This window comes from Enterobacter sp. BIDMC 26, from assembly GCF_000534435.1.
Lineage (GTDB): Bacteria > Pseudomonadota > Gammaproteobacteria > Enterobacterales > Enterobacteriaceae > Enterobacter > Enterobacter ludwigii.
In genome coordinates this window covers 4061461-4087010 of sequence record NZ_KI973182.1, presented here as the reverse complement: position 1 = coordinate 4087010, position 25550 = coordinate 4061461, and the positions used below count along the sequence as shown (strand labels likewise).

At 55.6% G+C, this 25550-nt stretch carries 24 protein-coding genes and 2 pseudogenes; 15 read left to right on the top strand and 11 right to left on the bottom strand.

Translation table 11 applies throughout. From position 1 onward, the window contains the following. Nucleotides 1-173 precede the first annotated feature (173 nt). Both L462_RS04255 and L462_RS04260 read left to right on the top strand, forming a co-directional pair. Complete coding sequence (locus L462_RS04255; RefSeq protein WP_032679307.1) at nt 174-1370, top strand: MFS transporter; 1197 nt, start codon at nt 174-176, stop codon at nt 1368-1370. A gap of 2 nt (nt 1371-1372) precedes the next feature. After that, the gene (locus L462_RS04260) at nt 1373-2401 is read left to right on the top strand and encodes an alpha/beta hydrolase (protein ID WP_032679306.1); all 1029 of its coding nucleotides are present in this window, start codon (nt 1373-1375) and stop codon (nt 2399-2401) included. 43 nt (nt 2402-2444) lie between these two features. Here L462_RS04260 and nlpA read toward each other — a convergent pair whose 3' ends face one another. Then, a complete protein-coding gene (gene nlpA, locus L462_RS04265; protein WP_020882712.1) occupies nt 2445-3245 on the bottom strand; it encodes a lipoprotein NlpA in 801 nt (266 codons plus the stop codon). Between the two features lie 108 nt (nt 3246-3353). After that, nucleotides 3354-4871 carry an MDR family MFS transporter gene (locus L462_RS04270; RefSeq protein WP_032679305.1) on the bottom strand — a complete coding sequence of 506 codons (1518 nt, stop codon included), beginning with the start codon at nt 4869-4871 and terminating at the stop codon, nt 3354-3356. A gap of 78 nt (nt 4872-4949) precedes the next feature. On the opposite strand from L462_RS04270, the gene L462_RS04275 reads away from it, so the two are divergent. Beyond that, a complete protein-coding gene (locus L462_RS04275) occupies nt 4950-5597 on the top strand; it encodes a TetR/AcrR family transcriptional regulator (protein WP_025206509.1) in 648 nt (215 codons plus the stop codon). Here the strand turns inward: L462_RS04275 and L462_RS04280 are convergent. Continuing rightward, on the bottom strand, nt 5594-6013 hold the full coding sequence (locus tag L462_RS04280; RefSeq protein WP_014168016.1) for a GNAT family N-acetyltransferase: 420 nt from the start codon (nt 6011-6013) through the stop codon (nt 5594-5596). The genes L462_RS04275 and L462_RS04280 overlap by 4 nt on opposite strands. Before the next feature lie 186 nt (nt 6014-6199). Here L462_RS04280 and L462_RS04285 point away from each other — a divergent pair, with 186 nt between their 5' ends. The 5 genes from L462_RS04285 (at nt 6200) to L462_RS04305 (ending at nt 12957) form a co-directional block, all read left to right on the top strand. Next, nucleotides 6200-6769, top strand: coding sequence for a TetR/AcrR family transcriptional regulator (locus L462_RS04285; RefSeq protein ID WP_014168015.1), 570 nt, complete (start codon nt 6200-6202; stop codon nt 6767-6769). Nucleotides 6770-6915: 146 nt separating this feature from the next. Next, entirely contained in the window at nt 6916-8037 is a 1122-nt protein-coding gene (locus L462_RS04290; RefSeq protein ID WP_032679304.1) for an efflux RND transporter periplasmic adaptor subunit, read from the top strand. After that, nucleotides 8037-11147 carry an efflux RND transporter permease subunit gene (locus L462_RS04295; RefSeq protein ID WP_032679303.1) on the top strand — a complete coding sequence of 1037 codons (3111 nt, stop codon included), beginning with the start codon at nt 8037-8039 and terminating at the stop codon, nt 11145-11147. Before L462_RS04290 ends, L462_RS04295 begins: the two co-directional genes overlap by 1 nt. Next, nucleotides 11147-12511 (top strand): efflux transporter outer membrane subunit, encoded by a 1365-nt coding sequence (locus tag L462_RS04300; RefSeq protein WP_032679302.1) that lies wholly within the window; start codon nt 11147-11149, stop codon nt 12509-12511. The genes L462_RS04295 and L462_RS04300 overlap by 1 nt, the downstream gene beginning before the upstream one ends. 149 nt (nt 12512-12660) lie before the next feature. Further along, nucleotides 12661-12957: a YicS family protein gene (locus L462_RS04305; RefSeq protein WP_020882719.1), complete on the top strand. Its 297-nt coding sequence runs from the start codon at nt 12661-12663 to the stop codon at nt 12955-12957. A gap of 27 nt (nt 12958-12984) precedes the next feature. Here L462_RS04305 and L462_RS04310 read toward each other — a convergent pair whose 3' ends face one another. Continuing rightward, entirely contained in the window at nt 12985-13935 is a 951-nt protein-coding gene (locus L462_RS04310) for a LacI family DNA-binding transcriptional regulator (RefSeq protein WP_014168010.1), read from the bottom strand. A gap of 293 nt (nt 13936-14228) precedes the next feature. Between L462_RS04310 and L462_RS04315 the strand changes: the two genes are divergently transcribed. The 6 genes from L462_RS04315 to L462_RS04340 all read left to right on the top strand — a co-directional run bounded on the left by L462_RS04315 (nt 14229) and on the right by L462_RS04340 (nt 20158). Further along, nucleotides 14229-14543, top strand: a complete 315-nt coding sequence (locus L462_RS04315; RefSeq protein ID WP_014830072.1) for a PTS sugar transporter subunit IIB — start codon at nt 14229-14231, stop codon at nt 14541-14543. Between the two features lie 11 nt (nt 14544-14554). After that, nucleotides 14555-15880, top strand: a complete 1326-nt coding sequence (locus L462_RS04320) for a PTS cellobiose transporter subunit IIC (protein WP_014168008.1) — start codon at nt 14555-14557, stop codon at nt 15878-15880. Between the two features lie 17 nt (nt 15881-15897). Next, a complete protein-coding gene (locus L462_RS04325) occupies nt 15898-17280 on the top strand; it encodes a glycoside hydrolase family 1 protein (protein WP_032679301.1) in 1383 nt (460 codons plus the stop codon). Further along, nucleotides 17280-17582 (top strand): PTS lactose/cellobiose transporter subunit IIA, encoded by a 303-nt coding sequence (locus tag L462_RS04330; RefSeq protein WP_014168006.1) that lies wholly within the window; start codon nt 17280-17282, stop codon nt 17580-17582. The genes L462_RS04325 and L462_RS04330 overlap by 1 nt, the downstream gene beginning before the upstream one ends. Before the next feature lie 138 nt (nt 17583-17720). Next, the gene (locus L462_RS04335) at nt 17721-19100 is read left to right on the top strand and encodes a carbohydrate porin (protein ID WP_014168005.1); all 1380 of its coding nucleotides are present in this window, start codon (nt 17721-17723) and stop codon (nt 19098-19100) included. 152 nt (nt 19101-19252) lie between these two features. Then, nucleotides 19253-20158 carry a DMT family transporter gene (locus L462_RS04340; RefSeq protein ID WP_032679300.1) on the top strand — a complete coding sequence of 302 codons (906 nt, stop codon included), beginning with the start codon at nt 19253-19255 and terminating at the stop codon, nt 20156-20158. Between the two features lie 39 nt (nt 20159-20197). Here the strand turns inward: L462_RS04340 and nepI are convergent, their stop codons facing one another. After that, nucleotides 20198-21388: a purine ribonucleoside efflux pump NepI gene (gene nepI / locus L462_RS04345; protein WP_032679299.1), complete on the bottom strand. Its 1191-nt coding sequence runs from the start codon at nt 21386-21388 to the stop codon at nt 20198-20200. Between the two features lie 207 nt (nt 21389-21595). On the opposite strand from nepI, the gene L462_RS04350 reads away from it, so the two are divergent. Continuing rightward, nucleotides 21596-22594: an aldo/keto reductase gene (locus tag L462_RS04350; RefSeq protein WP_032679298.1), complete on the top strand. Its 999-nt coding sequence runs from the start codon at nt 21596-21598 to the stop codon at nt 22592-22594. Between the two features lie 65 nt (nt 22595-22659). Here the strand turns inward: L462_RS04350 and L462_RS25790 are convergent. The 6 genes and pseudogenes from L462_RS25790 to L462_RS04375 all read right to left on the bottom strand — a co-directional run. Next, nucleotides 22660-22785: pseudogene (locus L462_RS25790) on the bottom strand (acetyl-CoA C-acetyltransferase); the annotation flags it as partial. After that, a pseudogene (locus tag L462_RS04355) lies at nt 22779-22958 on the bottom strand (acetyl-CoA acetyltransferase); the annotation flags it as partial. The pseudogenes L462_RS25790 and L462_RS04355, both read right to left, overlap by 7 nt. Beyond that, nucleotides 22955-23368, bottom strand: coding sequence for a carboxymuconolactone decarboxylase family protein (locus tag L462_RS04360; protein WP_025206518.1), 414 nt, complete (start codon nt 23366-23368; stop codon nt 22955-22957). The gene L462_RS04360 and the pseudogene L462_RS04355, both read right to left, overlap by 4 nt. Further along, nucleotides 23355-24575 (bottom strand): MFS transporter, encoded by a 1221-nt coding sequence (locus L462_RS04365; RefSeq protein WP_025206519.1) that lies wholly within the window; start codon nt 24573-24575, stop codon nt 23355-23357. The genes L462_RS04360 and L462_RS04365 overlap by 14 nt, the downstream gene beginning before the upstream one ends. 135 nt (nt 24576-24710) lie before the next feature. Continuing rightward, on the bottom strand, nt 24711-25190 hold the full coding sequence (locus tag L462_RS04370; protein ID WP_072031462.1) for an HAD family hydrolase: 480 nt from the start codon (nt 25188-25190) through the stop codon (nt 24711-24713). A 14-nt stretch (nt 25191-25204) separates the two neighbouring features. Further along, the gene (locus L462_RS04375; protein WP_032679296.1) at nt 25205-25423 is read right to left on the bottom strand and encodes a hypothetical protein; all 219 of its coding nucleotides are present in this window, start codon (nt 25421-25423) and stop codon (nt 25205-25207) included. Nucleotides 25424-25550: the final 127 nt, after the last annotated feature.

Genomic DNA, 25550 nt, shown 5'->3' with positions numbered 1-25550 from the left:
TATAAGCTCATTAAGCATTGATTAGCTAGTCAGAATACACCCGCCGTGTAAAATTTTCACTGTGACCTGACGTCAACCACATTCCAACCTTTCATCAGCATGCGTTATTCCCGTGAATAGCGCCCGGCCCCGGCTTGTCCGAATCTGGCCGAACGAATAACAAGGTAAACACGATGTCCGCTATGGTGAACGAAACATCAGCGCGCCAGTCCCGTGCCTGCTGGAGCGGCGTGCTGGCAATGACCCTCTGCGCTTTTACGCTGGTCGCCTCAGAATTTATGCCTGTAAGTCTGCTGACGCCCGTTTCGCGGGATCTCGCCGTCAGTGAAGGCCTGGCGGGCCTCGGGATCGCGATATCCGGCGCGCTGGCCGTATTGACCAGCCTGTTTCTCTCTTCTCTTGCGGGAGGCATTAACCGCAAATCGCTGCTGCTGGGCCTGACGGCATTGATGGCCGTCTCCGGTCTGATTATCGCCGTGGCTGAGAGCTATCCCCTTTATATGCTGGGACGCGCACTGCTTGGCGTGGCCATTGGCGGCTTCTGGTCGCTCTCCGCGGCGACCGCAATTCGCCTTGTGCCACCGCATCAGGTTCAACGTGCGCTGGCCATTTTTAACGGTGGCAACGCCCTGGCGACCGTCGTTGCGGCTCCGCTCGGCAGCTGGCTGGGGGCGACAATCGGCTGGCGCGGTGCCTTTTACTGCCTGGTGCCCGTCAGCCTGCTCGCGTTTATCTGGCAGTGGTTCAGCCTGCCTTCCATGTCCGTGGAAAAGCGCACCGCGTCGTCCACCAGCGCCTTCGGCCTGCTGAAAAACCCACTGGTGGCAAAAGGAATGGTCGCGTGCGGCGTCTTTTTCATGGGGCAGTTCGCGCTGTTTACCTACGTGCGTCCGTTCCTGGAAACCGTGACTTTCGCCAGCGCGACGCAGTTATCGTTAATCCTGCTGGTCATTGGCGTGGCGGGTTTTATCGGCACCCTGCTGATCGGCACGTTTCTGCGCCGCGGGTTTTACACCACGCTGGTCGCCATTCCCGTGGTGATGGCGCTGATTGCCGCGGCACTGATGGCCTTCGGCCATCACCTTGCCGCCGTCACCGCCCTGCTCGGCCTCTGGGGACTGGTCGCGACGGCCGCCCCCGTCGGCTGGTGGACCTGGGTTGCCAGAACGCTTCCTGAAAATGCCGAAGCGGGTGGCGGACTGATGGTGGCAATGGTGCAGCTCTCCATTGCGCTCGGCTCCACGCTCGGTGGCCTGGCCTTTGACCACAGCGGCTGGCAAAGCACCTTTGCACTCAGCGGTGTACTGCTTATCGCCGCTGCCATGTTCACGTTTTACACCTCACACAACGACACACTTCACAGGAGTTAATCATGAGAAGATTCACCATGGCGCTCGGGCTGTTAGTCAGCGCCTTCGCCGCCAGCGCTGCCGATATGTCCCGGGGCGCAGATAATTTCTATAAAAGCGATAAGGTTACGCAGCAGAAGGTGACCTTTAAAAACCAGTATCAGATGAACGTCGTCGGCAATCTGTATCGGCCAAAAGAGGCGGATAAAAACGCCAGACTGCCGGCGATCGTGGTCGGCCATCCGATGGGCGCGGTGAAAGAGCAAAGCGCCAGTCTCTATGCGCAAAAGCTCGCGGAACAGGGCTTTGTCACCCTGGCGATTGATCTCTCATTCTGGGGGGAAAGCGAAGGTAAACCGGGGCATCTGATCTCACCAGAAATCTATTCCGATGATTTCAGCGCGGCCGTGGATTATCTGAGCACCCAGTCTTTTGTCGATCCACAGCGCATCGGGGTGCTGGGCATTTGCGGCAGCGGCAGCTTCGTTATTAGCGCGGCGAAAATTGACCCGCGCATGAAAGCGATCGCCACCGTCAGCATGTATGACATGGGCTCCGCCTTCCGCAACGGCCTCAACCATTCCGTGACGGTTGAACAGCGTAAAGCGATGATTGCCTCTGCCGCTGAGCAGCGTCTGAAAGAGTATCAGGGTGCAGAGACAGCCTACATTCCCGGGACGGTAAATAAGCTGGATGATTCTACGCCGGCTATCCAGCGTGAGTTCTTCGATTTTTATCGCACCGAACGCGGCGGGTACACGCCACAGGGCGAGAAAGAGGCGCTGACGACGAAACCGATGATGAGCAGCATCGGTAAGTTTATGAACTTCTATCCGTTCAACGATATCGAAACCATTTCACCGCGTCCGATGCTGTTTATCACGGGTGATAAAGCGCATTCGAAAGAGTTTAGCGAAGACGCCTATAAACGCGCCGGTGAACCGAAAGAGCTGTATATCGTGCCGAATGCAGGCCACGTTGACCTGTATGACCGCACGGATCTGATCCCGTTTGCAAAACTGGCCTCGTTCTTTAAAGCCAACCTGAAATAACCCGGTAAGGCGTATAACACCCTGTTATACGCCTTTGTCCTGACTACCAGCCCGGCACCGCGCCACCGTTAAAGAGGGTCTCTGCGGCCTTCGCCACTTCCGGCGACTGATACGACTGGATAAATTCCTTCACGTTTTCCGCGTCTTTGTTGTCTTCCCGCGTCACCACGATGTTCACATACGGCGAGTTTTTATCTTCAATAAACACGCTGTCATGCACCGGCGACAGCCCGGTTTGCTGGAGATAGGTGGTGCTGATAATGGCAACATCCACTTTCGGATCATCCAGCACGCGCGGCAGTTGCGCCCCTTCCAGCTCCATAATGTTCAAATGCTTCGGATTGGCGGTGATATCCAGCGCCGTCGGCAGCAGGCCAACGTCCGGCTTCAGGGTAATCAGCTTCTCTTTTTGCAACAGCAGCAGTGCGCGGCCAAGGTTGGTCGGATCGTTTGGAATGGCGATGGTCGCGCCGTCCTTCAGCTCAGACACGGATTTGATCTTGCGGGAGTAGCCGGCCATCGGGAAAACAAAGGTGTTCGCCACAGCAACCAGCTTGTAGTGATGCGCCTTGTTATCTTCTGCCAGGAACGGGCGATGCTGGAAGACATTGGCATCAAGATCGCCCTGACTGGTGGCATCATTGGGCAACAGCGAGCCGCTGAACCCCACCAGTTCCACATCCAGACCGTATTTCTCTTTCGCCACTTTTTTAGCGACTTCCGCGACATCCTGCTCAGCGCCGTTAATCACGCCGACTTTGATGTGTTTGGCATCGCTGCCGCCTTGATCGCAACCTGCCAGCAGCAGGCCCGCGAGAACCAGAGCACCCAATCGAAGTTTCACGAGACATATCCTTTTGATAAACGTTTCAGTGACTATATCGACAACGGTACGGCTGGCTAAAAAACGAAAAAGCATCAATAAGACGGATAAGTTATATGTGCGGGGGCGCTATTGATCCGACCTGAGCATGCCCGCACGGCGTAACGGCGTTTCACGTAAAAACCACGACAGTACAAACGCCAGCACCATAATGCTTGCCGCCAGCAGGAACACCGCGTGAATGGCTGAGCCAAACGCGTCCAGGTAATCGAGCCGCAGTGCCTCTGGCAGCCGGTGAATGGCCGCAGGATTGAGCTCATGCGGTAACTCCGCCCCTTGCGGTAAACGGTCCATCAGACCCGATTGCAAAACGTGGGTGAAGACCGCGCCAAAGAGCGCGACGCCGATGGCCCCGCCAATGGAACGAAACAGCGTGACCCCGGAAGTCGCTACCCCGTATTGATCGGCAGAGACGCTGTTCTGCACGGCCAGCACCAGTACCTGCATGACCAGCCCCAGACCCATCCCCAGCACGCCGGTAAAAATGTACAGCTGCCAGGTCGGCGAGTGGATCGAGATGCGCGTCAGCAGCACCATGCCCACCACGCCAAGCAGCGTACCGGCGATCGGGAACAGACGGTATTTTCCGGTACGGCTGATAACCCGCCCGCTGATGATCGAGGTCAGCAGCAGTCCGCCCATCAGCGGGATCAGCTGCAGACCGGCCTGAGTCGGCGTGGCGTCTTTCACTACCTGCAGATAGAGCGGCAGGAAGGTGACCGAGCCAAAGAGCGACATCCCGATAATAAAGCCAATCAGGCTGCAGAGCAGAAAGCTGCGATCGCGGAACAGCGAGAGCGGAATGATTGGCTCCCAGGCCAGACGCTCCTCATAGATAAACCCGGCGATACCCGTCAGGCCAAAGGCCAGAATGCACCACAGCTGCGGGTCGTTCCACTGGCGTATCGTCCCGCCTTCAGTGGTAAACAGGATGATACACAGCAGCGCCATACTGAGGTAAATCGCCCCCAGATAATCAATTTCGTGCTTGTTGCGCCGTGCGCTGCCGTGGAACACCGCGCCTATCACCATCAGGGCAAAGAGACCGAGCGGCAGATTGATATAAAAAATCCAGCGCCAGGAGGCATGCTGCACGATAAACCCGCCGATAAGCGGCCCGATCACCGTCGCCAGACCAAACACGCCGCCAAACAGCCCCTGATAGCGGCCACGCTCCGCAGGCGGAATAACGTCCGCCACGGCGGCCATACTGATGACCATCAGACCGCCACCGCCCAGCCCCTGCAGGCCGCGCATCAGCACCAGTTGGGTCATGTTTTGCGCCAGACCGCAGAGCACCGACCCCGCCAGAAACAGCACAATAGCGATTTGAAGGACGATTTTACGCCCAAACAGATCGCCGAATTTTCCGTACAGCGGCACCACAATGGTCGAGCTGAGGATATAGGCCGTCACCACCCAGGAGAGCTTATCCAGGCCACCCAGTTCCCCAACGATGGTGGGCAACGCCGTGGAAACAATCGTCTGGTCCAGCGCCGAAAGCAGCATCACCAGCAGCAGCGCGCTGAACAGCAGCTTTATCGACGGCGCGTTTTGCGCAGGTTGAGTCATTACGTCGGACTCCATAAGAGATCGCTTGAAATTAATTAACTGGATAATTAATATTTAAGTAAGTGATGAATAAGATCAAGAGATCCTGCGACTATGCCAGCACATAAGGACAATTCTGAACCGCGCCGCCCCGGTCGACCACGCGGCGGAAAGCGGGCAACCGCCAGCCGCGAACAGCTGCTGGATATTGCGTTGAGCCTCTTTTCTCGCCAGGGGATCGCTCAAACCTCGCTGAACGCCATCGCCAAAGAAGCGGGCGTAACGCCAGCGATGCTGCATTACTACTTCAATTCACGAGAACAATTGCTCGACGCGATGATTGAGGAGCGCTTCCTGCCCTTACGTAATCGGATCGGCGCAATTTTCGCCGAAAACCCCGACTCGCCGGTCAACGCATTAACGCAAATGGTGAAGGTACTGGCCGAGCTGGCGGAGCAGCACCGCTGGTTTGCCCCGCTGTGGATGCAGGAGGTCATCGGGGAGATGCCTGTACTGCGCACGCATCTGCACGCGCGGTTCGGTGACGACAAATACCAGGCAACGCTCGCCACCCTTAAACGCTGGCAGCAGGAAGGGCAACTGAACCGGGCACTCGCGCCAGAACTGCTGTTCACCACGCTGCTAAGCCTGGTGCTGGTGCCGTTCTCAAGAATGCGCAACGACGAGAGGCTACACGCCCTCTCGCCAGAGATCATTGTGCGTCATGCGCTGGCCGTGATGGGCAACGGCATCGGCGGTTAAAGGGATTTGGTCAGATAATGCCTTTGCATACCCGGGTACGGGTAATCCGGCAACGACATCTGCAGCTGATAGCCCTGCTTTTCATAGAATGGACGTGCCTGGAAGCTGACCGTATCCACCAGCGCATGGGTGCAGCCTTTGCGTCGGGCTTCGTCTTCTGCCGTTTTGATAAGCTGGCTGCCGACGCCCGATCCCCGCACGGTGTCGCTGACCCACAGAAAATCGATGTTCAGCCAGTCGCCTTTGCGCACGCCAATTAACCCACCCAGCATCACGCCCTTATCGTCTCGCACATAAACGCCAATGTCGCCGCTAAAGTTTGAGAGATCTAAAAATTGTCCGTTGTAGGCACGAAGCCCTGTTAATAATTCTTCTTTTTCATCGTGTGTGACGTTATCCGTTGTGCTCAGATGCATATTTTTCTCCTTATTTTCTGTGCAATCTTAATATTGCACAGCCTTTCCTTCATCAAAACTCCTTTTTTTCTCCATTCTTTAAACATTGAAATATTCATTCAATAAGTACTTAAAAAAAGTCTTTCCAATACGCACCTGAAACGTATAATGAGAACGATCATTCTCACTTTTATAGGGTAACCGACGATGAGCACAAAACTGGAAGAACGCCAAAAGCAGCGTCAGGATGACATTATCGCTGCCGCACGTCAGTGCTTTCGCGCCAGCGGTTTTCATGCGGCCAGCATGTCGCAGATCGCCAGTGAGGCAAAGCTCAGCGTCGGGCAAATCTACCGTTATTTCAGTAACAAAGATGCGATTATTGAAGAGATGATTCGCCGTATCATCGACTCACGCATCGAAGAGATTCAGGGTAAAACGCTGGTCGAGGGGATGCCTCAGGCGCTCGCCTGGCGACAGACCCTGAATGAAGATGACGATGCGCTGATGCTTGAGATGTCGGCTGAAGCCACGCGTAATCCCCAGGTGGCGGCCATGCTGGTCGAAGCGGAAAAGCGGATGTTTGCTAATGCCTGCGCACACCTGAAAAAACAGTTTCCCCACCTGAGTGATGATCATATTCGCTGCTGCGTGGAGATTACTGCGGTAATGATTGAGGGGTCTATTTACCGCCGACTCACCCCCTTAAACGTACCCTCTGAACAATTAGAGCCTCTTTATCAAAATATTTTAAATATGCTTTTCTCTGCGAAGTAATCGCATGTGAATAATTAGCGGGAAGACGTTATTCCCTTATTAACATTTCCGGCTCTGCCGGAGATGCGGTATCGCTGTGCCTTTAAATAGCCCCCTTCCTTGTTAAGCCATTAACAGGGCAGGCATCGTTCACCCTGGAAAAAATTATGAAAGCCATAACAACCTCCATCGCAGCATTATTCCTCCTGACGGGGTGCGATAATGCACAAACATCTGCTCCTCAACATCCCCTCCCGCAAGTGGGGATTGTTACGCTCCTGAGCCAACCCGTTTCCGTGGTCAGTGAACTGACCGGACGCACCACGGCCGCCATGAGCGCGGAAGTGCGTCCTCAGGTGGGCGGCATTATTCAGAAACGGCTCTTTACCGAAGGCGATACCGTGCAAGCCGGACAGGCGCTGTATCAAATTGACCCCTCCAGCTACCGCGCCGCCTACGATGAAGCCGCCGCGGCCCTGAAACAGGCGCAGGCGCTGGTGCAGGCCGATTGCCAGAAAGCTCAACGCTATACACAACTGGTGAAAGACGACGGCGTATCGCGTCAGGATGCCGAAGATGCAAAGTCCACCTGCGCGCAGGACAAGGCCAGCGTGGAGTCGAAAAAAGCAGCCCAGGAAAGCGCGCGCATTAACCTCAACTGGACCACGGTGACCGCCCCGATTGCCGGACGTATTGGCATCTCTTCGGTCACCCCCGGCGCACTGGTCACTGCCCAGCAAGAGACCGCGCTCGCCACCATTCGCGGTCTGGACAATATGTACGTCGATTTAACCCGCTCCAGCGCCGATCTTCTGCGATTACGCAAACAAACGCTTGCCAGCAACAGCGAGACATTGAGCGTATCGTTGATCCTTGAAGATGGCAGCACCTATCAGGAAAAAGGCCGTCTGGCCCTGACTGAAGTGGCAGTGGACGAATCCACCGGGTCGGTCACACTGCGCGCCGTCTTCCCCAACCCGCAGCATCAGCTTCTGCCCGGGATGTTTGTTCGCGCCAGAGTGGATGAAGGGGTAATGAGCGAGGCCATCCTCGCCCCGCAGCAGGGAATTACCCGTGATGCCAAAGGCAACGCCACCGCGCTGGTGGTGGGGGCCGGCAATAAGGTGGAACAACGTCAGCTGGAAACGGGTGACACCTACGGCGACAAATGGCTGGTGCTGAGTGGACTGAAGGCTGGCGATAAGCTGATTGTGGAAGGCACCGATAAAGTGACCGCCGGTCAGCAAGTTAACGCCGAAGAGATGAAAACCGCGGGAGGAAACGCCTGATGTTTTCCCGCTTCTTCGTGCGTCGCCCGGTTTTTGCCTGGGTGATTGCTATTCTGATTATGCTCGCCGGGGTGCTGGCGATCCGTACCCTGCCCGTCGCGCAGTATCCCGACGTCGCTCCGCCGTCGATAAAAATCTCTGCCACCTATACTGGCGCGTCGGCACAGACTCTGGAAAACAGCGTCACCCAGGTCATTGAGCAACAGCTGACCGGGCTGGATAACCTGCTCTATTTTACCTCCACCAGCAGTTCGGACGGCTCGGTAAGCATCACCGTCACGTTCGAACAGGGAACCGACCCGGATACCGCGCAGGTTCAGGTGCAGAACAAGGTTCAGCAGGCCGAGTCGCGCTTGCCGACCGAGGTACAGCAGGCCGGCATTACGGTGCAAAAATCGCAGAGTAACTTCCTGCTGATCATGGGCGTGTACGATAAAACCGACCATGCCAGCAGTTCGGATATCGCCGACTGGCTGGTGAGTAATATGCAGGATCCGCTGGCACGCGTAGAGGGCGTCGGCAGCCTGCAGGTGTTTGGTGCGGAATACGCCATGCGCATCTGGCTTGACCCGGCAAAGCTGGCGTCGTACTCGCTGATGCCATCCGACGTTCAGAGCGCTATTGAAGCGCAGAACGTGCAGGTTTCCGCCGGTAAAATCGGCGCGTTACCCGCGTCCGGTACCCAGCAGTTGACCGCCACCGTGCGTGCCCAGTCGCGCCTGCAGACGGTCGATCAGTTTAAAAATATCATCGTTAAGAGCCAGTCCAGCGGCGCAGTGGTGCGTATTGGCGACGTGGCGCGCGTGGAGATGGGCAGCGAGGATTACACGGCTACCGCCAGGCTGAATGGTCACCCGGCAGCCGGTATGGCGGTGATGCTCTCGCCGGGCGCAAATGCGCTCAATACCGCCACCGCGGTGAAAGATAAAATTGCCGAATTCAAACGGGCAATGCCGGAAGGCTATGATGTGGCCTATCCGAAAGACAGCACCGAGTTCATTAAGATCTCGGTGGAAGATGTGATTCAGACGCTGTTTGAGGCCATTATCCTCGTGGTGGTGGTGATGTATCTGTTTCTGCAGAACATTCGCGCCACGCTCATCCCCGCGCTGGCGGTGCCGGTAGTTCTGTTGGGCACCTTTGGCGTGCTGGCGCTGTTCGGTTATTCCATTAATACCCTGACGCTGTTTGCGATGGTGCTGGCGATAGGTCTGCTGGTCGATGACGCCATCGTGGTAGTGGAAAACGTCGAGCGCATTATGCGCGATGAAGGTCTGCCCGCCCGCGAAGCCACCGAAAAATCGATGGGCGAAATTTCCGGTGCGCTGGTCGCCATTGCGCTGGTGCTTTCCGCCGTGTTTCTGCCGATGGCCTTCTTCGGCGGCTCAACCGGCGTCATCTACCGCCAGTTTTCGGTCACCATTATCTCAGCGATGATCCTCTCGGTGGTGGTGGCGCTGACCCTGACACCCGCGCTCTGCGGCTCGGTACTGCGCCATACGCCTCCTCACAAAAAAGGGTTCTTCGGCGCATTTAACCGCTTCTACAGTAAGACCGAGCATGGCTACCAGAATAAAGTCCTGCGCGCGCTGCGCCGCTCCGCGGGCATGCTGGTGGTCTACGCCCTGCTCTGTGGCGCGATGGCCGTGGCAATGCTGAAGCTGCCCGGCAGCTTCCTGCCCACGGAGGACCAGGGTGAAATCATGGTGCAGTACACCCTGCCTGCCGGTGCGACAGCGGTACGTACCGCGGAGATCAGTCGTCAGGTTCGCGAGTGGTTCCTCACTAAAGAGAAAGCCAACACCGATGTGATTTTTACGGTCGAGGGCTTTAGCTTTAGCGGCAGCGGCCAGAATGCCGGGATGGCGTTTGTCTCCCTGAAAAACTGGTCCGAGCGTAAAGGCGACGAGAACACCGCTCAGGCGATTGCCCTGCGCGCCACTCAGGAACTCGGCTCCCTTCGCGATGCCACCGTTTTTGCCATGACGCCCCCGGCCGTAGACGGCCTCGGCCAGAGCAACGGTTTTACCTTCGAGCTCATGGCCAGCGGCAGCACCGATCGCGACACGTTGCTGAAGATGCGTAATCAGCTGATCGGCCAGGCGAATCAGGACACCTCCCTGCATGCCGTTCGCGCCAATGATTTGCCGCAGATGCCGCAGCTGCAGGTGGATATCGACAACAACAAAGCCGTATCGCTGGGGCTTTCCCTGAGCGACGTCACCGATACCCTCTCCAGCGCCTGGGGCGGAACCTACGTGAATGACTTTATCGATCGGGGCCGCGTGAAAAAGGTCTACATCCAGGGAGACAGCGATTACCGCGCCGTGCCTTCCGATCTCAACAAATGGTACGTACGCGGCAGCGACAGCACCATGACGCCGTTCTCCGCTTTCGCCACCACGCGCTGGGAATATGGCCCGGAGAGTCTGGTGCGCTACAACGGCTCGGCGGCCTATGAAATTCAGGGCGAGAACGCCAGTGGTGCCAGCTCCGGTACGGCGATGACCCGGATGGAACAGCTGGCGAACAACCTGCCGGCCGGCACAACCTGGGCGTGGAGCGGGTTGTCGTTACAGGAGAAACTGGCGAGTGGTCAGGCGATGAGCTTGTATGCCCTCTCCATCCTGGTGGTATTCCTGTGCCTGGCCGCGCTGTATGAGAGCTGGTCGGTGCCGATTTCAGTCATTCTGGTGATCCCGCTTGGGGTGCTGGGTGCGGCGCTGGCCGCCTCGCTGCGCGGGCTGAGCAACGACGTCTATTTCCAGGTGGCACTGCTGACCACCATCGGCCTGTCGTCGAAAAACGCCATTTTGATCGTTGAGTTTGCGGAGGCGAAAGTCGCGGAAGGTTACTCCCTGACGCGTGCCGCGCTGCGTGCGGCTCAGACGCGACTGCGTCCGATCATCATGACGTCGCTGGCGTTTATCGCCGGGGTAACACCGCTGGCCGTCGCCACCGGTGCAGGCGCCAACAGCCGCGTGGCGATTGGGACCGGCATCATCGGCGGGACGCTTGCGGCAACGCTGCTGGCCATCTTCTTTGTTCCATTATTCTTCGTACTGGTGAAACGTCTCTTCTCCGGTAAGCACGCAAACCGGAGGGCATAATGTTTCGTGTATCTGTTTTAGTGTTAGCGCTGCTGAGCGCAGGCTGTGTTTCGTTAGACCCTACCTATCAGCGTCCTGACGCGCCCGTCCCGGCCACGTTGCCGGGCGCCCACGGCGAAGCCACCGCCGTGGTCAGCCAGTGGCAGCAGGTGATGAACGATCACCGCCTGAACAGGGTGGTAACAATGGCACTCACCAGCAACCGCGATGTGCAAAAAGCGATTGCTGATATCGACGCCGCCCGCGCCCAGTATGGTGAGACGCGCTCGTCTCTGTTCCCGTCGGTGGATGCCAGCCTGAGCCATACCCGCAGCCGCACGCTGGCCAGCGGCGTGAGCACCAGCGATGAGGCTAACGGCGCCGTCTCCAGCTTCGAGCTGGATCTGTTTGGTCGTAACCAGAGCCTCTCGCGCGCCGCGCGTGAAACCTGGCTTGCCAGCGAGTTCACGGCGCAGAACACGCGCCTGACAATGGTCAGCGAGCTGACCACCGCCTGGATTACTCTGGCGGCAGATAACAGCAATCTGGCGCTGGCAAAATCCACTCAGGAGAGCGCAGCGAACTCGCTCAAGATTGTGCAGCGTCAGCAGGACGTTGGGGTCGCCGCCGCAACGGATGTCAGCGAAGCAATGGCGGTTTATCAGCAGGCCCGCGCCAGCGTCGCCAGCTATCAGACGCTGGTGATGCAGGACAAAAACGCCCTGAATTTGCTGGCGGGCGAGACGGTACCGGAAAACCTGCTACCCGGTACGCTGGAGAGCCTGAGCGATAACGCCATCACCCTGATCCCGGCGGGCGTTAGCTCCGCCACGCTGCTGCGTCGCCCGGATATTCAGGAGGCTGAACATAACCTGTTGAGCGCCAATGCCAACATCGGTGCTGCGCGCGCCAACTTCTTCCCGACGATTTCGCTTACCGCCAGCGCCGGGGTCGGCAGCGATTCGCTCTCGTCATTGTTCAGCCACGGCATGAAGGTCTGGTCGTTCGCGCCGTCCATCTCCCTGCCGCTGTTCAGTGGCGGCAATAACATGGCGCAACTGCGCTATGCCGAAGCGGAGAAAAAAGGGCTGATTGCCACCTATGAGAAAACCATCCAGAGCGCATTCAAAGATGTAGCCGATGCGCTGGCGCGCCGCGAAACCCTGAGTGAAGAGCTTGATGCGCAACGTGAATACGTGGCGGCAGAGCAAAAAACGCTGGATGTGGCAACGCGCAGCTATCAGGTGGGTGCGGGTGATTACCTGACCGTTCTCACCGCGCAGCGCGCCTTGTGGTCGGCACGGGCATCATTGATTGCCCTGCAGCAGACCGACTTTGAAAACCGTATTACGCTGTGGCAGTCGCTGGGCGGAGGGATTCAATAACCGCCGGTCCAGGTGCAGGTGCAGGTGCAGGTGCAGGTGCAGGATTCTCATACGCAGGAAGACAAAAATTCATACTTTCGGCTGGCGTCGCTACACTGAATGTAACGATATATTTCATGGGAAGCCTGTGACGTCTAAAGGGGATTTTGATGAAAGCTGCACACCTGGTTTGCCTGCTCGTTTGTCTGCTCTTCGCCGCGTTTGTCCATGCCCAGGAAAAAGACGATCCCGTGAAAGAGGCCCAGATAAAGCAGCAGATCCTTAAAGATGTGAAGAAGGCCTGCACGCCCCAGAAAAAGCAGAGCGATAAAGCCTGGCAGGCGATGATTTTGTCGTCTGAGGCCAATCAACTGTTGATCAAAAACGCCATCACGGCCGTGAAGCGCGACAATCTGGATGCTTACTGGGACGCGGTCAGTCAGGTAGATTGTATGGAAGATTATTAAGCGTGAAGCCGGGCTTCACGCTTTTTTTTAGCGCTTTCGTACATCCGGAATAATCAAATCCCCGCGCAGAACATAGGACCCCAGCATCTGCGTTTTCTCCGTCAGCCAGCCCACAATACGTGCCGCCATAGCATCCATCGAGTATTCAATGGCCGGGATCACCGGGATACCCGGCAGATGCAGCGATCCGGCAAGGCTAAAGACCATAATGTCGTCCGGCACGGATTTATTAAATGCCTGCAGCTGCGGGATCACCCGCTGAGCTTCCTGTTCGTCCGCCACCAGCAGCGCGTTAAAATTCAGCGTGCTCGCATTGTTAAGCAACTCCTGCAGCGCAACGGATGAGGAGGTGGCATCCATAAAGACGAGGTTGCGATTAAAGGGCAGGAAATTTTTCTCCAGCGCGTGTTTATAGCCCAGCAACACCTGGTCGGCGAAACCGCTGCCTTGCGGATGGATCAGGGCTATCTGGCGTCGCCCCTGGCTGGTCAGATAGTTACAGGCGGTTTCGGCGGCAAAGGCGTGATCGAACTGGATGCTGTTGGAATTATCGGACTCCATACAGTCAACGAGAATGACATTGTCCATCTCGACGTCCAGCGGGAAACGCGCGCCAATCACCAGGATGTCATCACATAACCCACAGGAAAGTTCTTCCAGGGCGTGCATCACTTCCGCTTTGGTATGCGCGAAGCGCAACAGCAGATGTTTTTGATGCTGGCTGAGGTGCTTTTCCAGCGCGTAAAGATAACCGGTGGTCTGGTTAATATTCTCCTGCGCGCAAATCACCCCAATACACCCCGTCGACTGGCTCAGCAGCGACTGCGCAATTACATTGGGCCGGTAGTTCAGTTCATCAACCGCTTTTAAAACGGCCTGGCGGCTGGCTTCCTTTACGCCACGCGACCCACTCAACACTCGCGATACCGTGGCTTTAGACACCCCGGCAAGACGTGATACATCATTGATTGTCGACATCTCTTTCCCCTGGCAGGCTTACTTCGCACCTGCAAATTCCATCACCGCTACGGCTCATATTATAGCCAGAATGGAGTATATCCTTTTCCGTTTTTCATGGAAACCGATTTTCCATTTCAACTCAAAATGATGTCAAAACGCGCAAATTATGTGACATGCATCTGGTTAATTAGCGTCATAAGTAGTGGATCTTGATGGTTGTCACACTTCTGTCTTTTATAAATGGAAACCGGTTTCCGTATAATGTCCAATCATCCTCGCAATAACTTTTTACATTTAGAGGATGGTTGTCGATGTTCAAGATTATGCTGTGTTGCTCTGCCGGGATGTCCACCAGCCTGCTGGTCAGCAAAATGGTCGATGTCGCGAAAGAGCGTGGGTTGCCAGTAAAAATAGACGCGTATGGCGTTTCCGAATTTGATACGCAGTTTCCGCAGTACCAGGTTGTCCTTCTCGGACCCCAGGTGAAGTACATGTTACAGACACTCTCAGACAAGGCGGCTACAAAGGGCATCCCGGTCCAACCCATCGACATGATGGATTACGGTATGCAACGTGGCGATAAAGTACTGGACTATGCTCTGTCGCTCATCGAAGCGGCACACTAAAAGGTGTTCACATGAGTTCGTTATATCAATCAATGGTCGCGGTTATTGAGCAGTCAATTACCCCGCTGGCCGCGAAGCTCGGCCAGCAAAAGTATGTGATTGCCATCCGCGACGGCTTTACCGCCGCGCTGCCGTTTATGATCATCGGCTCGTTTATGCTGGTGTTCATCTTCCCGCCCTTCTCCGCGGATACGACAAACAGCTTTGCCCGCGGCTGGCTGGATTTCTCCCAGACTTACCGTGAACAGCTGATGCTGCCGTTCAACCTCAGCATGGGCGTGATGACGTTCTTCATTTCTGTGGGGATTGGTGCAAGCCTGGGGCGTCAGTTTAACCTCGATCCGGTGATGTCCGGTCTGCTGGCCTTTATGGCCTTCCTGCTGGTGGCAGCTCCGTATGCCGACGGCAAGATCTCGACCCAGTACCTCTCCGGCCAGGGGATTTTCACCGCGCTGATCACCGCCATCTACTCCACCCGCGTGTATGCGTGGCTGAAGCAGAACAACGTGACCATCCGTCTGCCGAAAGAAGTGCCGACCGGTGTGGCGCGTTCGTTTGAGATCCTGATCCCGGTCATGGTGGTGATCGGTACCCTGCACCCGCTGAACCTGTTTATCGAAGCACAAACCGGGATGATTATCCCGCAGGCGATTATGCACCTGCTGGAACCGCTGGTCTCTGCGTCTGACTCCCTGCCTGCCATTCTGCTCTCCGTGCTGCTGTGCCAGATCTTCTGGTTTGCCGGTATCCACGGCTCGCTGATTGTCACCGGCATCATGAACCCGTTCTGGATGGCCAACCTGTCCGCAAACCAGGCGGCACTGGCGGCTGGCGCGGCGCTGCCACACGTTTACCTGCAGGGTTTCTGGGACCACTACCTGCTGATTGGCGGCGTCGGCTCCACGCTTCCGCTGGCCTTCCTGCTGCTGCGCAGCCGCGTCACACACCTGCGCACCATCGGCAAAATGGGCGTTGTGCCCAGCTTCTTTAACATCAACGAACCGATTCTGTTCGGCGCGCCAATCATCATGAACCCGATGCTGTTTATCCCGTTCGTGTTTGTTCCGCTGGTGAACGCCTGCCTGGCGTACGGCGCCACCAAAATGGGCTGGCTGGCACAGGTGGTGTCGTTAACCCCGTGGACGACCCCGGCCCCTATTGGCGCATCGTGGGCGGCAAACTGGGCGTTGAGCCCGGTGGTGATGTGTCTGGTGTGTATGGTGATGTCAGCGCTGATGTACCTGCCGTTCCTGCGTGCTTACGAGCGTACGTTGATGAAAAACGAAGAGCAGAAAGCCCAGGCAACCGTCGGTGCCGCTGAAACAGCAAGTCATTAAGTCAAAGAGGAAAGGTCATGAAATACGCATTTCCCGATAATTTCTGGTGGGGCAGCGCAAGCTCCGCCCTCCAGACCGAAGGGACACGAGAGGGTGAAACCACCTGGGATTACTGGTTTGCCCGCGAGCCAAACCGTTTTCATAATGGCGTGGGACCGCAGCACGCCTCCACGTTTTATCAACACTGGAAAACGGACATTCAGCTGTTAAAGCAGCTGAACCACAACAGCTTTCGCACCTCGATTAGCTGGGCGCGCCTGATCCCCGACGGTATCGGTGAAGTGAACCCGGAAGCGGTCGATTTTTATCATCAGGTCATTGATGAGCTGATTGAACAGGGTATTACCCCGTTTATCACCCTGTTCCACTTCGACATGCCGATGGCGATGCAGGAGATTGGCGGCTGGGAAAACCGCAACGTGGTGGACGCTTACGCCCGTTATGCGCAGATTTGCTTCGATCTGTTTGGCGATCGCGTGCTGCACTGGTTTACCTTCAACGAGCCGATTGTGCCGGTGGAAGGCGGCTATCTGTACGATTTCCACTATCCCAACGTGGTGGATTTTCGTCGTGCGGCCACCGTGGCGTATCACACCGTGCTGGCGCATGCGCAGGCGGTACGTGCTTACCGTGCCGGGCACTACGCCGGGGAGATCGGTATCGTACTGAACCTGACGCCGTCCTATCCGCGCTCGCAAAACCCGGCTGACGTCAAAGCGGCACACATTGCGGACCTGATGTTTAACCGCAGCTTCCTTGACCCCGTCCTGCGCGGCGAATACCCGGCGGACCTGGTGGCGTTGCTGAAATCTTACGATCAGCTCCCCGCCTGCAAACCGGAAGACAGTTTCCTGATTGCGGAAGGAAAAATCGACCTGCTCGGCATTAACTATTATCAGCCGCGTCGCGTGAAATGCCGTGACAGTGCGGTGAACCCACAGGCACCGTTTATGCCGGAGTGGTTCTTTGATAATTACGAAATGCCTGGCCGCAAGATGAATCCATACCGTGGCTGGGAAATTTATGAGCCGGGTATTTACGATATTCTGATTAACCTGCGCGACAATTACGGTAACCCACGCTGTTTTATTTCTGAGAACGGTATGGGTGTCGAAAATGAACAGCGCTTTATTGAGAATGGTCAGATAAACGATCAATACCGCATCGATTTTATTTCCGAACATTTGGCCTGGCTACATAAAGGTATTAGCGAAGGGTGCCAGTGTCTTGGCTACCATATGTGGACATTTATTGATAACTGGTCGTGGTGTAACGCGTATAAAAATCGCTACGGATTTATCCAGCTCGATTTAACTACCCAGCAGCGCACCATCAAGAAAAGCGGCGAGTGGTTTGCCGCCACCGCATTAAATAACAGTTTTGACAGAGAGTCAGTGTAATGATCGCATTAGAAGAAGCCGTAATGGAAATTATCGTCAACGCCGGTCAGTCGCGTAGCCTGTGCTTTGAAGCCCTGCACGCGGCGCGTCAGGGCAACCTTGACGAAGCCAAAAGCCTGCTGCGCGAAGCCGATGGCTACGCGCGCCAGGCGCACAAAATGCAGACCAAATTGATCGAACAGGATGCGGGCGAAGCCCGCCAGCCGATGACCTTAATAATGGTTCACGCGCAGGATCATTTAATGAATTCCCTGCTGGCACGTGAATTATCCGAAGAAATAATCCATTTATATCAGAGATAATGTATGGCGAAAAAACGTTAATGTAATCACTCTGTACCTAAAATAGAAATCCACTTGTTCTGATGATAGCGACAAACTCTGTCAGATCGGAGCGGGATGGTTATTGTCTGAATAAAATTAAACTATATTGAGATAACCATGAATTATATTAAAAAACTTCCATTAACCATGGCGGTTGTCGCCGCGCTTTGCCCAATTTCTGTACTCGCACAAGAATTTACGCAAGAGCAAATCGACGCCATCGTGGCGAAAGCGGTAGACAAAGCGCTGGCCGAACGTCAGGCCAAAATGGACGCCGCCGTCGCGAAAAAAGCGGACGTGGTCACCGAACCGCAAAGCGCGGCGCAATCACCGGACCTCGCGATTCCGTTTGGGGTTAAATTTACCGGCTATGCCCGCTACGGCGCGCACTTCCAGGCAGCCGATCAGAAATACGTGGCAGTAGACGGTTCCTATAACGGCGCATCCGCAATCGGTCGTCTGGGTAACGAAGGCAACGGCGGTGAATTCCAGCTCTCCAAAGCCTTCAAGGGCGACAACGGTGCCATCTGGGACATCAACGTGATGATCGACCACTGGGGCGACGAGGTTAACCTGAAAAAAGCCTATGCCGGTGTGACCAACATTATGGCCTCCAACCCGAACGCCTACTTCTGGGCCGGCCGTGACTTCCACCAGCGTCCACAGCAGGGTATCAACGATTACTTCTGGATGAACCACGACGGCCAGGGTGCCGGGGTGAAGAACTTCGACATCGGCGGCGTGCAGTTTGACGTTGCCGCGGTGGCCGCGGTGGAATCCTGTAGCCCGGAAGTGATGGAAGATGAGGCGAACCCGTCGCGCATTACCTGTACCGGCGGTTCCGGCACGGGCGACAAAGGTAACTACGCTGCGACCTCTAAAATCCACGGCATGAAAGTCGGCCCGCTGGATCTGGAGCTGTACGCGAACTACGGTTTTGACTCCAAAGCCATTGAGAGTGAAGAGCGTCTGAAGGCCTGGCAGGGCGGGGTGGTGCTGAGCCACACCAACGACAGCGGCGTGAATAAGGTGATTGCCCGTTATTCTGATAACGCGGACAACAGCGTATTCAACAAAACCGAGGATCTGACCACGGTCTACGCCAGCTTCGAAGGGCTGTACAAATTCACCCAGGCCACGCAGGTGGAGTACATCCTCGCCTTCCACGACTATGACAACAGCCGCGACAAGACCGACAACCGTAAGAACTACAACGCCATCGTGCGTCCGATGCACTGGTGGAACGACGTTCACTCCACCTGGCTGGAAGCAGGCTGGCAGCACGTGGATTACGACAATGGCGGTGATAACAAAGGCTGGAAGCTGACCCTGTCGCAGAACATGTCTATCGCCATGGGGCCAGAGTTCCGCCCAATGCTGCGCTTCTACGTGACCGGCGGCAAAGTGGATAACGAACGCACCGCCCGTGTGAACGGTACAAAAGATGAGACGCTGGATGATTTCAACGTCGGCGCGATGTGGGAAGCGTGGTTCTAAGCAAGATAAAAGCAAAACGGCAACGCACGTTGCCGTTTTTCGTGTTTGCACCCTCTCCCCGTGGGAGAGGGCCGGGGTGAGGGCATCAGGCCACACCGCACCCGGCAAGACCCATGTTATGCTACACAAAAACCAACATAACAGGGGAGAACATGGGTTCCACACGTAAAGGAATGCTCAACGTTCTGATCGCCGCCGTTTTATGGGGCAGCTCAGGGGTTTGCGCGCAGTACATCATGGAGAAAAGCCAGATCTCGTCCCCTTACCTGACGATGATTCGCCTGCTGTTTACCGGCGTCATCTTGCTGACCCTCTCCTTCGTGCATGGCGACAAGATTTTCTCGGTCATCAGACATCGTAAAGACGCCCTCAGCCTGCTGTTTTTCTCGCTGGTTGGTGCGCTCACCGTCCAGCTCACCTTCCTGCTGACGATTGAAAAATCCAACGCGGCGACGGCCACCGTGCTACAGTTTCTCTCGCCAACGATCATCGTCGCGTGGTTCGCGCTGGCGAGGAAAAAACGTCCCGGCGTGTTTGTTTTATCCGCCATTTTGACGTCACTTGTCGGCACCTTCCTGCTGGTCACCCACGGCGATCCGACCTCGCTCTCCATCTCCCCTGCCGCCCTGTTCTTCGGTATCGCCTCGGCCTTTGCTGCCGCGTTTTATACAACCTACCCGTCGACGCTGATCGCCCGCTACGGCACGCTGCCGATTGTTGGCTGGAGTATGTTAATCGCGGGGGTCGTGCTGACGCCGTTCTACGCCGGACGCGGGACCACCTTTGTGATTGATGGCAGCCTGCTGCTGGCGTTTTTCTATCTGGTGGTGATTGGCACGGCGCTGACGTTCAGCCTGTATCTGAAAGGCGCGCAGATGATTGGCGGGCCGAAGGCGAGCATTCTGAGCTGTGCCGAGCCGCTGAGCAGCGCCCTTCTGTCGGTGATTTTGCTTGGGGTGGCGTTTACGCTGCCGGACTGGCTGGGCACGCTGCTGATTGTGTCGTCGGTGGTGCTGATTTCGATGGATTCGAGAAGACGGGTTCAGACATCGGCGTAGCCTGATATCCCCTCTTCCCTGTGGGAAGAGGGGATTTACTTATTTTGCTTTCACCTTACTCGCCACCAGCAGCGCCGTCAGCAGCATCAGGGTTCCTGAAATCACCAGCGGTGACGTCAGCCCCAGATGGTCCAGCGCAACGCCGCCAATCGCCGCACCGCAGGTGTTCGCCAGCTGGATCACCGCGACCTGAATCGACCCGGCTTTTTCCGCCTGATCGGCGAGCGAGCGGGTGATCCACGTCGACCAGCCCACCGGCACCAGCGCAAAAGCAAAGCCCCAGATAATCGCAATTGCCGACGCAACCCACTTATCGCTGCCCCACAGCACCAGCACCGCAGCGCTAATTGCCAGCACCAGCGGCGCACCCGCCAGCGCCACTTTCAGGGAACGCTTCAGGAACGCGGACGACAGCGAGGTGCCGACAAAGCTGGCGATACCGAAGCTCAGGAGCACCAGCGTCAGGCCATCCACATCAAACCCGGCCATGTTCATGAATACCGGGCGGATATAGGTGAAGAAGGCAAACTGTCCGGCAAATGCCATAAAGATGGCGGTCATCCCCGCCAGCACGCCCGGGCGCTTCAGCAGGCTGAACATATTCTGTTTATGGTGTGCCGCCTCCCCCGGTAAGAACGGCAGCGCTTTCCAGACCCAGAGAATGCATAGCACCCCCATCACCGCGGCAGCGTTAAAGACGTTACGCCAGCCGATGATCCCGCCAAGGAAACTGCCCAACGGCGCAGCAATGACCAGCGCAATCGAAACAGCACCAAAGATCACGGAGAGGGCTTTCGGCACGGTGCGCGCGGGAACCAGACGCATGGTGAGCGAGGCCGACATCGCCCAGAAGCCGCCTAATCCCAGCCCCAGACAGGCGCGACCCAGCAGCAGCAGGGTGAAGTTATTGGCAAAAGAGACCAGCAGGCAGGAGAGCGTCAGCAGCACGCTGAACAGAATGACCACTTTACGGCGGTCGATGGTGCCGATCACCTGGGTAATAAACAGGCTAGCGAACATCGCCACAAAAGCGGTCACGGTGACGGACTGCCCCGCCACGCCTTCGGAAATGCCCAGATCCTGCGCCATCGGTGTCAGCAGGCTCACCGGCAGAAACTCAACGGTAATCAGGCAGGCAACGCAAAATGCCACGGAGAAAACCGCCGACCAGTTGGGGCGAGTGACCTCCTGGGTCTGCGGTCTGGGCGTGGGCTGAATGTGTTCTGTCATGGCGTCACCTGAAGATAAAAACGTGCGGAAAAGTCGCGCAGTTTATCATCAAAAGTGTGACGGATTTAACGATTTGACAACTTTTGTCGTTTTTAATGAGCCTGAAGAGAGCGCGTCGTCGACTGATACCTTTTCTGCATAACGAAAATGAAAATTCAGTATCCACATTTGAGGTGAAACAATCATAGCGTCTGAAAAGGAGAAACTATGAAAACACGTAATTTATCTCAAAATTTTACCGTCAGTGCCGTCGGCTACGGTGCCATGGGTCTGAGTGAATTTTATGGCCAGACTGATGACAACGCCTCGCTGCGGGTATTGCATAGCCTCATCGATCTGAACGTGACGTTTATTGATACCGCAAATTTATATGGCCGTGGTCATAATGAAAGACTAATCGGTCATTTTCTTGCCGGGCTGGATAAAAGCACTCGCGAGCAGTTCAAAATAGCCACGAAATGCGGCATCGATCGCTCTCCCGACGAGTCTTATGCCCGCACCATCAACAATACGCCTGACTATATCATCCGCTGCTGTAATGAGTCCCTCAAGCGGCTTGGCGTGGAGCGAATCGACCTCTTTTATCTACACAGACTGAGTAACACCACCCCGGTCGAAGAGAGTATGGATTGTCTGCGCACCCTTGTGAAAGAGGGCAAGATCAACCACATAGGCCTTTGCGAAGTGTCGGCGTCAACGCTGCAACGGGCCCATGCGGTACATCCGGTCACCGCGCTGCAAACGGAATATTCTCTGTGGACACGCGATATCGAGGAAAGCATTCTGCCGGTCGTGAAAGCGTTAGGCATTGGTCTGGTGCCCTACTCGCCTCTTGGCAGAGGCTTCCTGACGGGAAAATACCTGAACAATAGCGAATTTGCAGAGGGTGATTTCCGTAAAAATAACGAGCGCTTTATGCAGTCCAGCCTCGATCATAATCGCCAGCTGCTCGATGTCATCCACCCGCTGGCGGCGAAATACGGCTCTACCGCGGGTCAGATTGCCCTTGCCTGGCTGTTAGCGCAATACGATCGGCTGGTTCCCATCCCGGGCACTAAGCACACCGGCTATCTGGCCGAGAACGCGCGCGCTGCCAACATTGAGCTTGAGAAGAGCGATATTGAATCATTGAACAACCTGCATCGCCGTATAGCGATTAAAGGCGATCGCTATTCTGCCGAGGGTATGAAGGGCGTGAACGCCTGATACCTCATCATGAAAATAAAAAAACCGGGTTTTCCCGGTTTTTTTATATCGGATACGCCGTGCCGTTAGCGATAAACGCTCAGCGCGGCGACGCCATACTTGCCGTCATTACGGACCAGGGCATGAACCAGCGTCATCAAAATCCGGCAGCCGGATGCGCCTATCGCATGCCCAAGCGCGATTGCCCCGCCGTAAGAACCTGACCCATAATGACCTGAGAGATATCACTGGCCTCTACGCCAGATTCTTTCAGGAGCGCCTGAATGACCCAGCTTCCCAGGTCAGCGGCGGAATGCTCCGCAAGCGCGCCCAGAAATGCGCCCGTCGCCGTGCGGCGGGCTGCAATAATGACAACCTCGCTCATGCGTCACTCCCTTTCAGTCCCGGCAACGTATGACCCGTCGCAGCGATTGCCGCGCGGTAGGCGGTAAGACCGTTCATACAGGCGGGAACGCCGGCATACACCGCCATCTGTATCACAATTTCAAGCAGCTCTTCCGGCGTCACGCCGGTGTTGAGCGCGCCTCTCATGTGCAGTTCCAGCTGCGGCATAGCATTACCCAGCGTCACAAGCGAGGCGACAGTCAGCATTTCGCGCGTTTTGAGCTCCAGTCCCGGACGTCCCACCACATCCCCGAACGCATAGTCGGTTATCAGAGCGGGCAGGCCCGGGTCCAGTTCGCTCAGGCGGCGGGTGACTTTATCCGCGAGCCCTGCTTCAAGACGGTCCATGATCTCTCTGCCATAGCGCGTGCGGTCATTAATTTGACTCATAAGATTTCTCCATACGGGATTGTTTTGCGGTCAAGGTTGCAGGAATAACCGCGACAAGCAGAACGGACAGGCCGATAGCCGTGCCGGCGACGATATACAGGAGCGGCATTGAAAATGATGAAACCATCCAGGCACCGACCGACGCGCCGATACCAATGGCGGTATTGAAAAACGAAACGTAGATTGCGGAGGCCGGGAAGGCTTTATCTTCAGCCATACGTAAAACCCACGTCTGGAAGCCGACAAATATTCCTGACACGGCAACGCCCCAGATAATCATGCTGGTGAATATCAGCGCAGCAGAGAGCGAGGAACCTGACAGGCCCAGGAACAGCAGCACTGCACAGATCAGCAGTACAGACAGCGAAACCGTCAGCTTGAGATACTTATCAATCATCACGCCGGTCAGGAAATTACCGGCCAGACCCGCGATGCCGTAAACAAAAAGCACGGCGGGAATAAAGGCGGTGGACAGTAAACTCTGCGTGTGAAGCCAGGGTTCAATGTACGTAAAGGCGGCAAAGTGCGCCGTAACAGCCAGCAGGGTTGCTGAGTAAATTTTCCACAGGGTAGACGATTTCAGCACGCCCTTAAGCGCATCCAGGCCAAGCGCGCTTTTGCTGGCGATCTGGGGAACAAGCACGCTAATACCCACAAAGGCAATTACGCTCAGCGCGGCCATCAGCCAAAATGCCTGCCGCCAGCCGAAGTGGATACCAATGTAGTTGGAAACCGGTACGCCAAAAACGCTTGCTGCGGAAACGCCACCAAATACGATTGACGTCGCCGCACCAATATATCTGGCAGGAACCATGGCAACCGCCGTTGCGCCGATCATCGCCCAGAATGCACCGTGTGCAAGCGCGCCCAGCACGCGGGCACTAAGCAGCATTCCGTAGGTGTTAACCGTCGCGGCCATGACGTTAGAGATCAGAAGCACCACGGTGAGCACGAGTAAAAGCCGCTTCTTAGCCACATTGCCTAAAAAGACGGAGGCAAACAGCGCACTCAACGCCCCCACCCAGGCATAAAGCGACACGGTCATGCCCACCGCGGATTCCGAAGACCGTAATCCCTCTGCGATTGGCGTTAATAATCCGACCGGCGCCAGTTCGGTAGTGACAATAGTAAACGTTGAAATAGCCAGAATGAATAACGCAAGCCATGACCTTAACGTCATATTTTGCGGAGAGAGTTCTGAAGTCATACTACTTACCTCAATAATGGTTTAAATAATGTGCCAATTTTTTTCTGCTGCATATCGGATAAGCGCGGAATGCTCTCCCACACAGACGGGATGCCCAATGGCTTCGAGCATTGGAATATCCGAAAGATCGTCACCTTAGGCATAACAATCCGCTGGATTAATCTCCTTATCCCGGCAAAACGTCATCAGGGCGTCTTTTTTACCCGCTCCAATTGTTTCGGGCAGGCCGATTTCCCCCGTCAACTCGCCTGCGTCATTTATTATTAACGGAGCACAGAGTATGTCCGTTACCCCAAGATATTTCGCAATGGGTGACAGAATCGGAAGCATAGAGCCCGATATAAATACGATGTACATGTTCTGTCTCTGATGGCTTTTAAGTGCTGAAACGGCACTCTCAATAAAAAATTCGTTTTCTGGCTTACGCCTGAACCATTCATCGCCCATTTCTTCCAGATAACGACAAGACACACCTTTAAACTGGCGATAATACTCTCTGTTCAGCGTCTCCCTTGGCACACCGTTTTTTACGTCGACGCGAAAACGAGACATATAGCGTTGAAGACGATCGTTTTGATTATTTTCCCTGCACCAGAAGTCATAGAAATCAAACATGCTTTTAATATTTATTAGCGTCTCATCAACGTCAAAAAATGCGGCGTGGTTTCATCGCGCCCCTGACGATACTGCTGATAGTTATGGGCGGGCACCTCAACGTGACGAAACTGAATATAATTAGATTCGGGTAAACTCTTTTTATTATCGATTGGGGATTCAACAAACTTAATCAGTTCGCGACGAATATCGGTAGAAAGAACAGCAGAGAAACGATGGAACATGGATTCCATTTCACTCTCAGCACACGCAATTTCTTTAATGTCATTGAAAGCGCGCAGTTCCAGCAGTTCATTAACACCGTTTTCTTCACAGGAAAACTAGCGAACGTTTTCATTGCTTTTTAAGGAGGTAAAATCT

Coding starts and splice junctions, on each gene's coding strand:
- L462_RS04285 (WP_014168015.1), top strand. CDS start 6,200: ATGAGCACAAAACTGGAAGAACGCCAAAAGCAGCGTCAGGATGACATT.
- L462_RS04275 (WP_025206509.1), top strand. CDS start 4,950: ATGCCAGCACATAAGGACAATTCTGAACCGCGCCGCCCCGGTCGACCA.
- L462_RS04295 (WP_032679303.1), top strand. CDS start 8,037: ATGTTTTCCCGCTTCTTCGTGCGTCGCCCGGTTTTTGCCTGGGTGATT.
- L462_RS04375 (WP_032679296.1), bottom strand. CDS start 25,423: ATGGAATCCATGTTCCATCGTTTCTCTGCTGTTCTTTCTACCGATATT.
- L462_RS04325 (WP_032679301.1), top strand. CDS start 15,898: ATGAAATACGCATTTCCCGATAATTTCTGGTGGGGCAGCGCAAGCTCC.
- L462_RS04305 (WP_020882719.1), top strand. CDS start 12,661: ATGAAAGCTGCACACCTGGTTTGCCTGCTCGTTTGTCTGCTCTTCGCC.
- L462_RS04365 (WP_025206519.1), bottom strand. CDS start 24,575: ATGACTTCAGAACTCTCTCCGCAAAATATGACGTTAAGGTCATGGCTT.
- L462_RS04340 (WP_032679300.1), top strand. CDS start 19,253: ATGGGTTCCACACGTAAAGGAATGCTCAACGTTCTGATCGCCGCCGTT.
- L462_RS04270 (WP_032679305.1), bottom strand. CDS start 4,871: ATGGAGTCCGACGTAATGACTCAACCTGCGCAAAACGCGCCGTCGATA.
- L462_RS04290 (WP_032679304.1), top strand. CDS start 6,916: ATGAAAGCCATAACAACCTCCATCGCAGCATTATTCCTCCTGACGGGG.
- L462_RS04260 (WP_032679306.1), top strand. CDS start 1,373: ATGAGAAGATTCACCATGGCGCTCGGGCTGTTAGTCAGCGCCTTCGCC.
- L462_RS04315 (WP_014830072.1), top strand. CDS start 14,229: ATGTTCAAGATTATGCTGTGTTGCTCTGCCGGGATGTCCACCAGCCTG.
- L462_RS04300 (WP_032679302.1), top strand. CDS start 11,147: ATGTTTCGTGTATCTGTTTTAGTGTTAGCGCTGCTGAGCGCAGGCTGT.
- L462_RS04335 (WP_014168005.1), top strand. CDS start 17,721: ATGAATTATATTAAAAAACTTCCATTAACCATGGCGGTTGTCGCCGCG.
- L462_RS04350 (WP_032679298.1), top strand. CDS start 21,596: ATGAAAACACGTAATTTATCTCAAAATTTTACCGTCAGTGCCGTCGGC.
- L462_RS04255 (WP_032679307.1), top strand. CDS start 174: ATGTCCGCTATGGTGAACGAAACATCAGCGCGCCAGTCCCGTGCCTGC.
- nepI (WP_032679299.1), bottom strand. CDS start 21,388: ATGACAGAACACATTCAGCCCACGCCCAGACCGCAGACCCAGGAGGTC.
- L462_RS04280 (WP_014168016.1), bottom strand. CDS start 6,013: ATGCATCTGAGCACAACGGATAACGTCACACACGATGAAAAAGAAGAA.
- L462_RS04310 (WP_014168010.1), bottom strand. CDS start 13,935: ATGTCGACAATCAATGATGTATCACGTCTTGCCGGGGTGTCTAAAGCC.
- L462_RS04360 (WP_025206518.1), bottom strand. CDS start 23,368: ATGAGTCAAATTAATGACCGCACGCGCTATGGCAGAGAGATCATGGAC.
- L462_RS04370 (WP_072031462.1), bottom strand. CDS start 25,190: ATGTTTGATTTCTATGACTTCTGGTGCAGGGAAAATAATCAAAACGAT.
- L462_RS04320 (WP_014168008.1), top strand. CDS start 14,555: ATGAGTTCGTTATATCAATCAATGGTCGCGGTTATTGAGCAGTCAATT.
- L462_RS04330 (WP_014168006.1), top strand. CDS start 17,280: ATGATCGCATTAGAAGAAGCCGTAATGGAAATTATCGTCAACGCCGGT.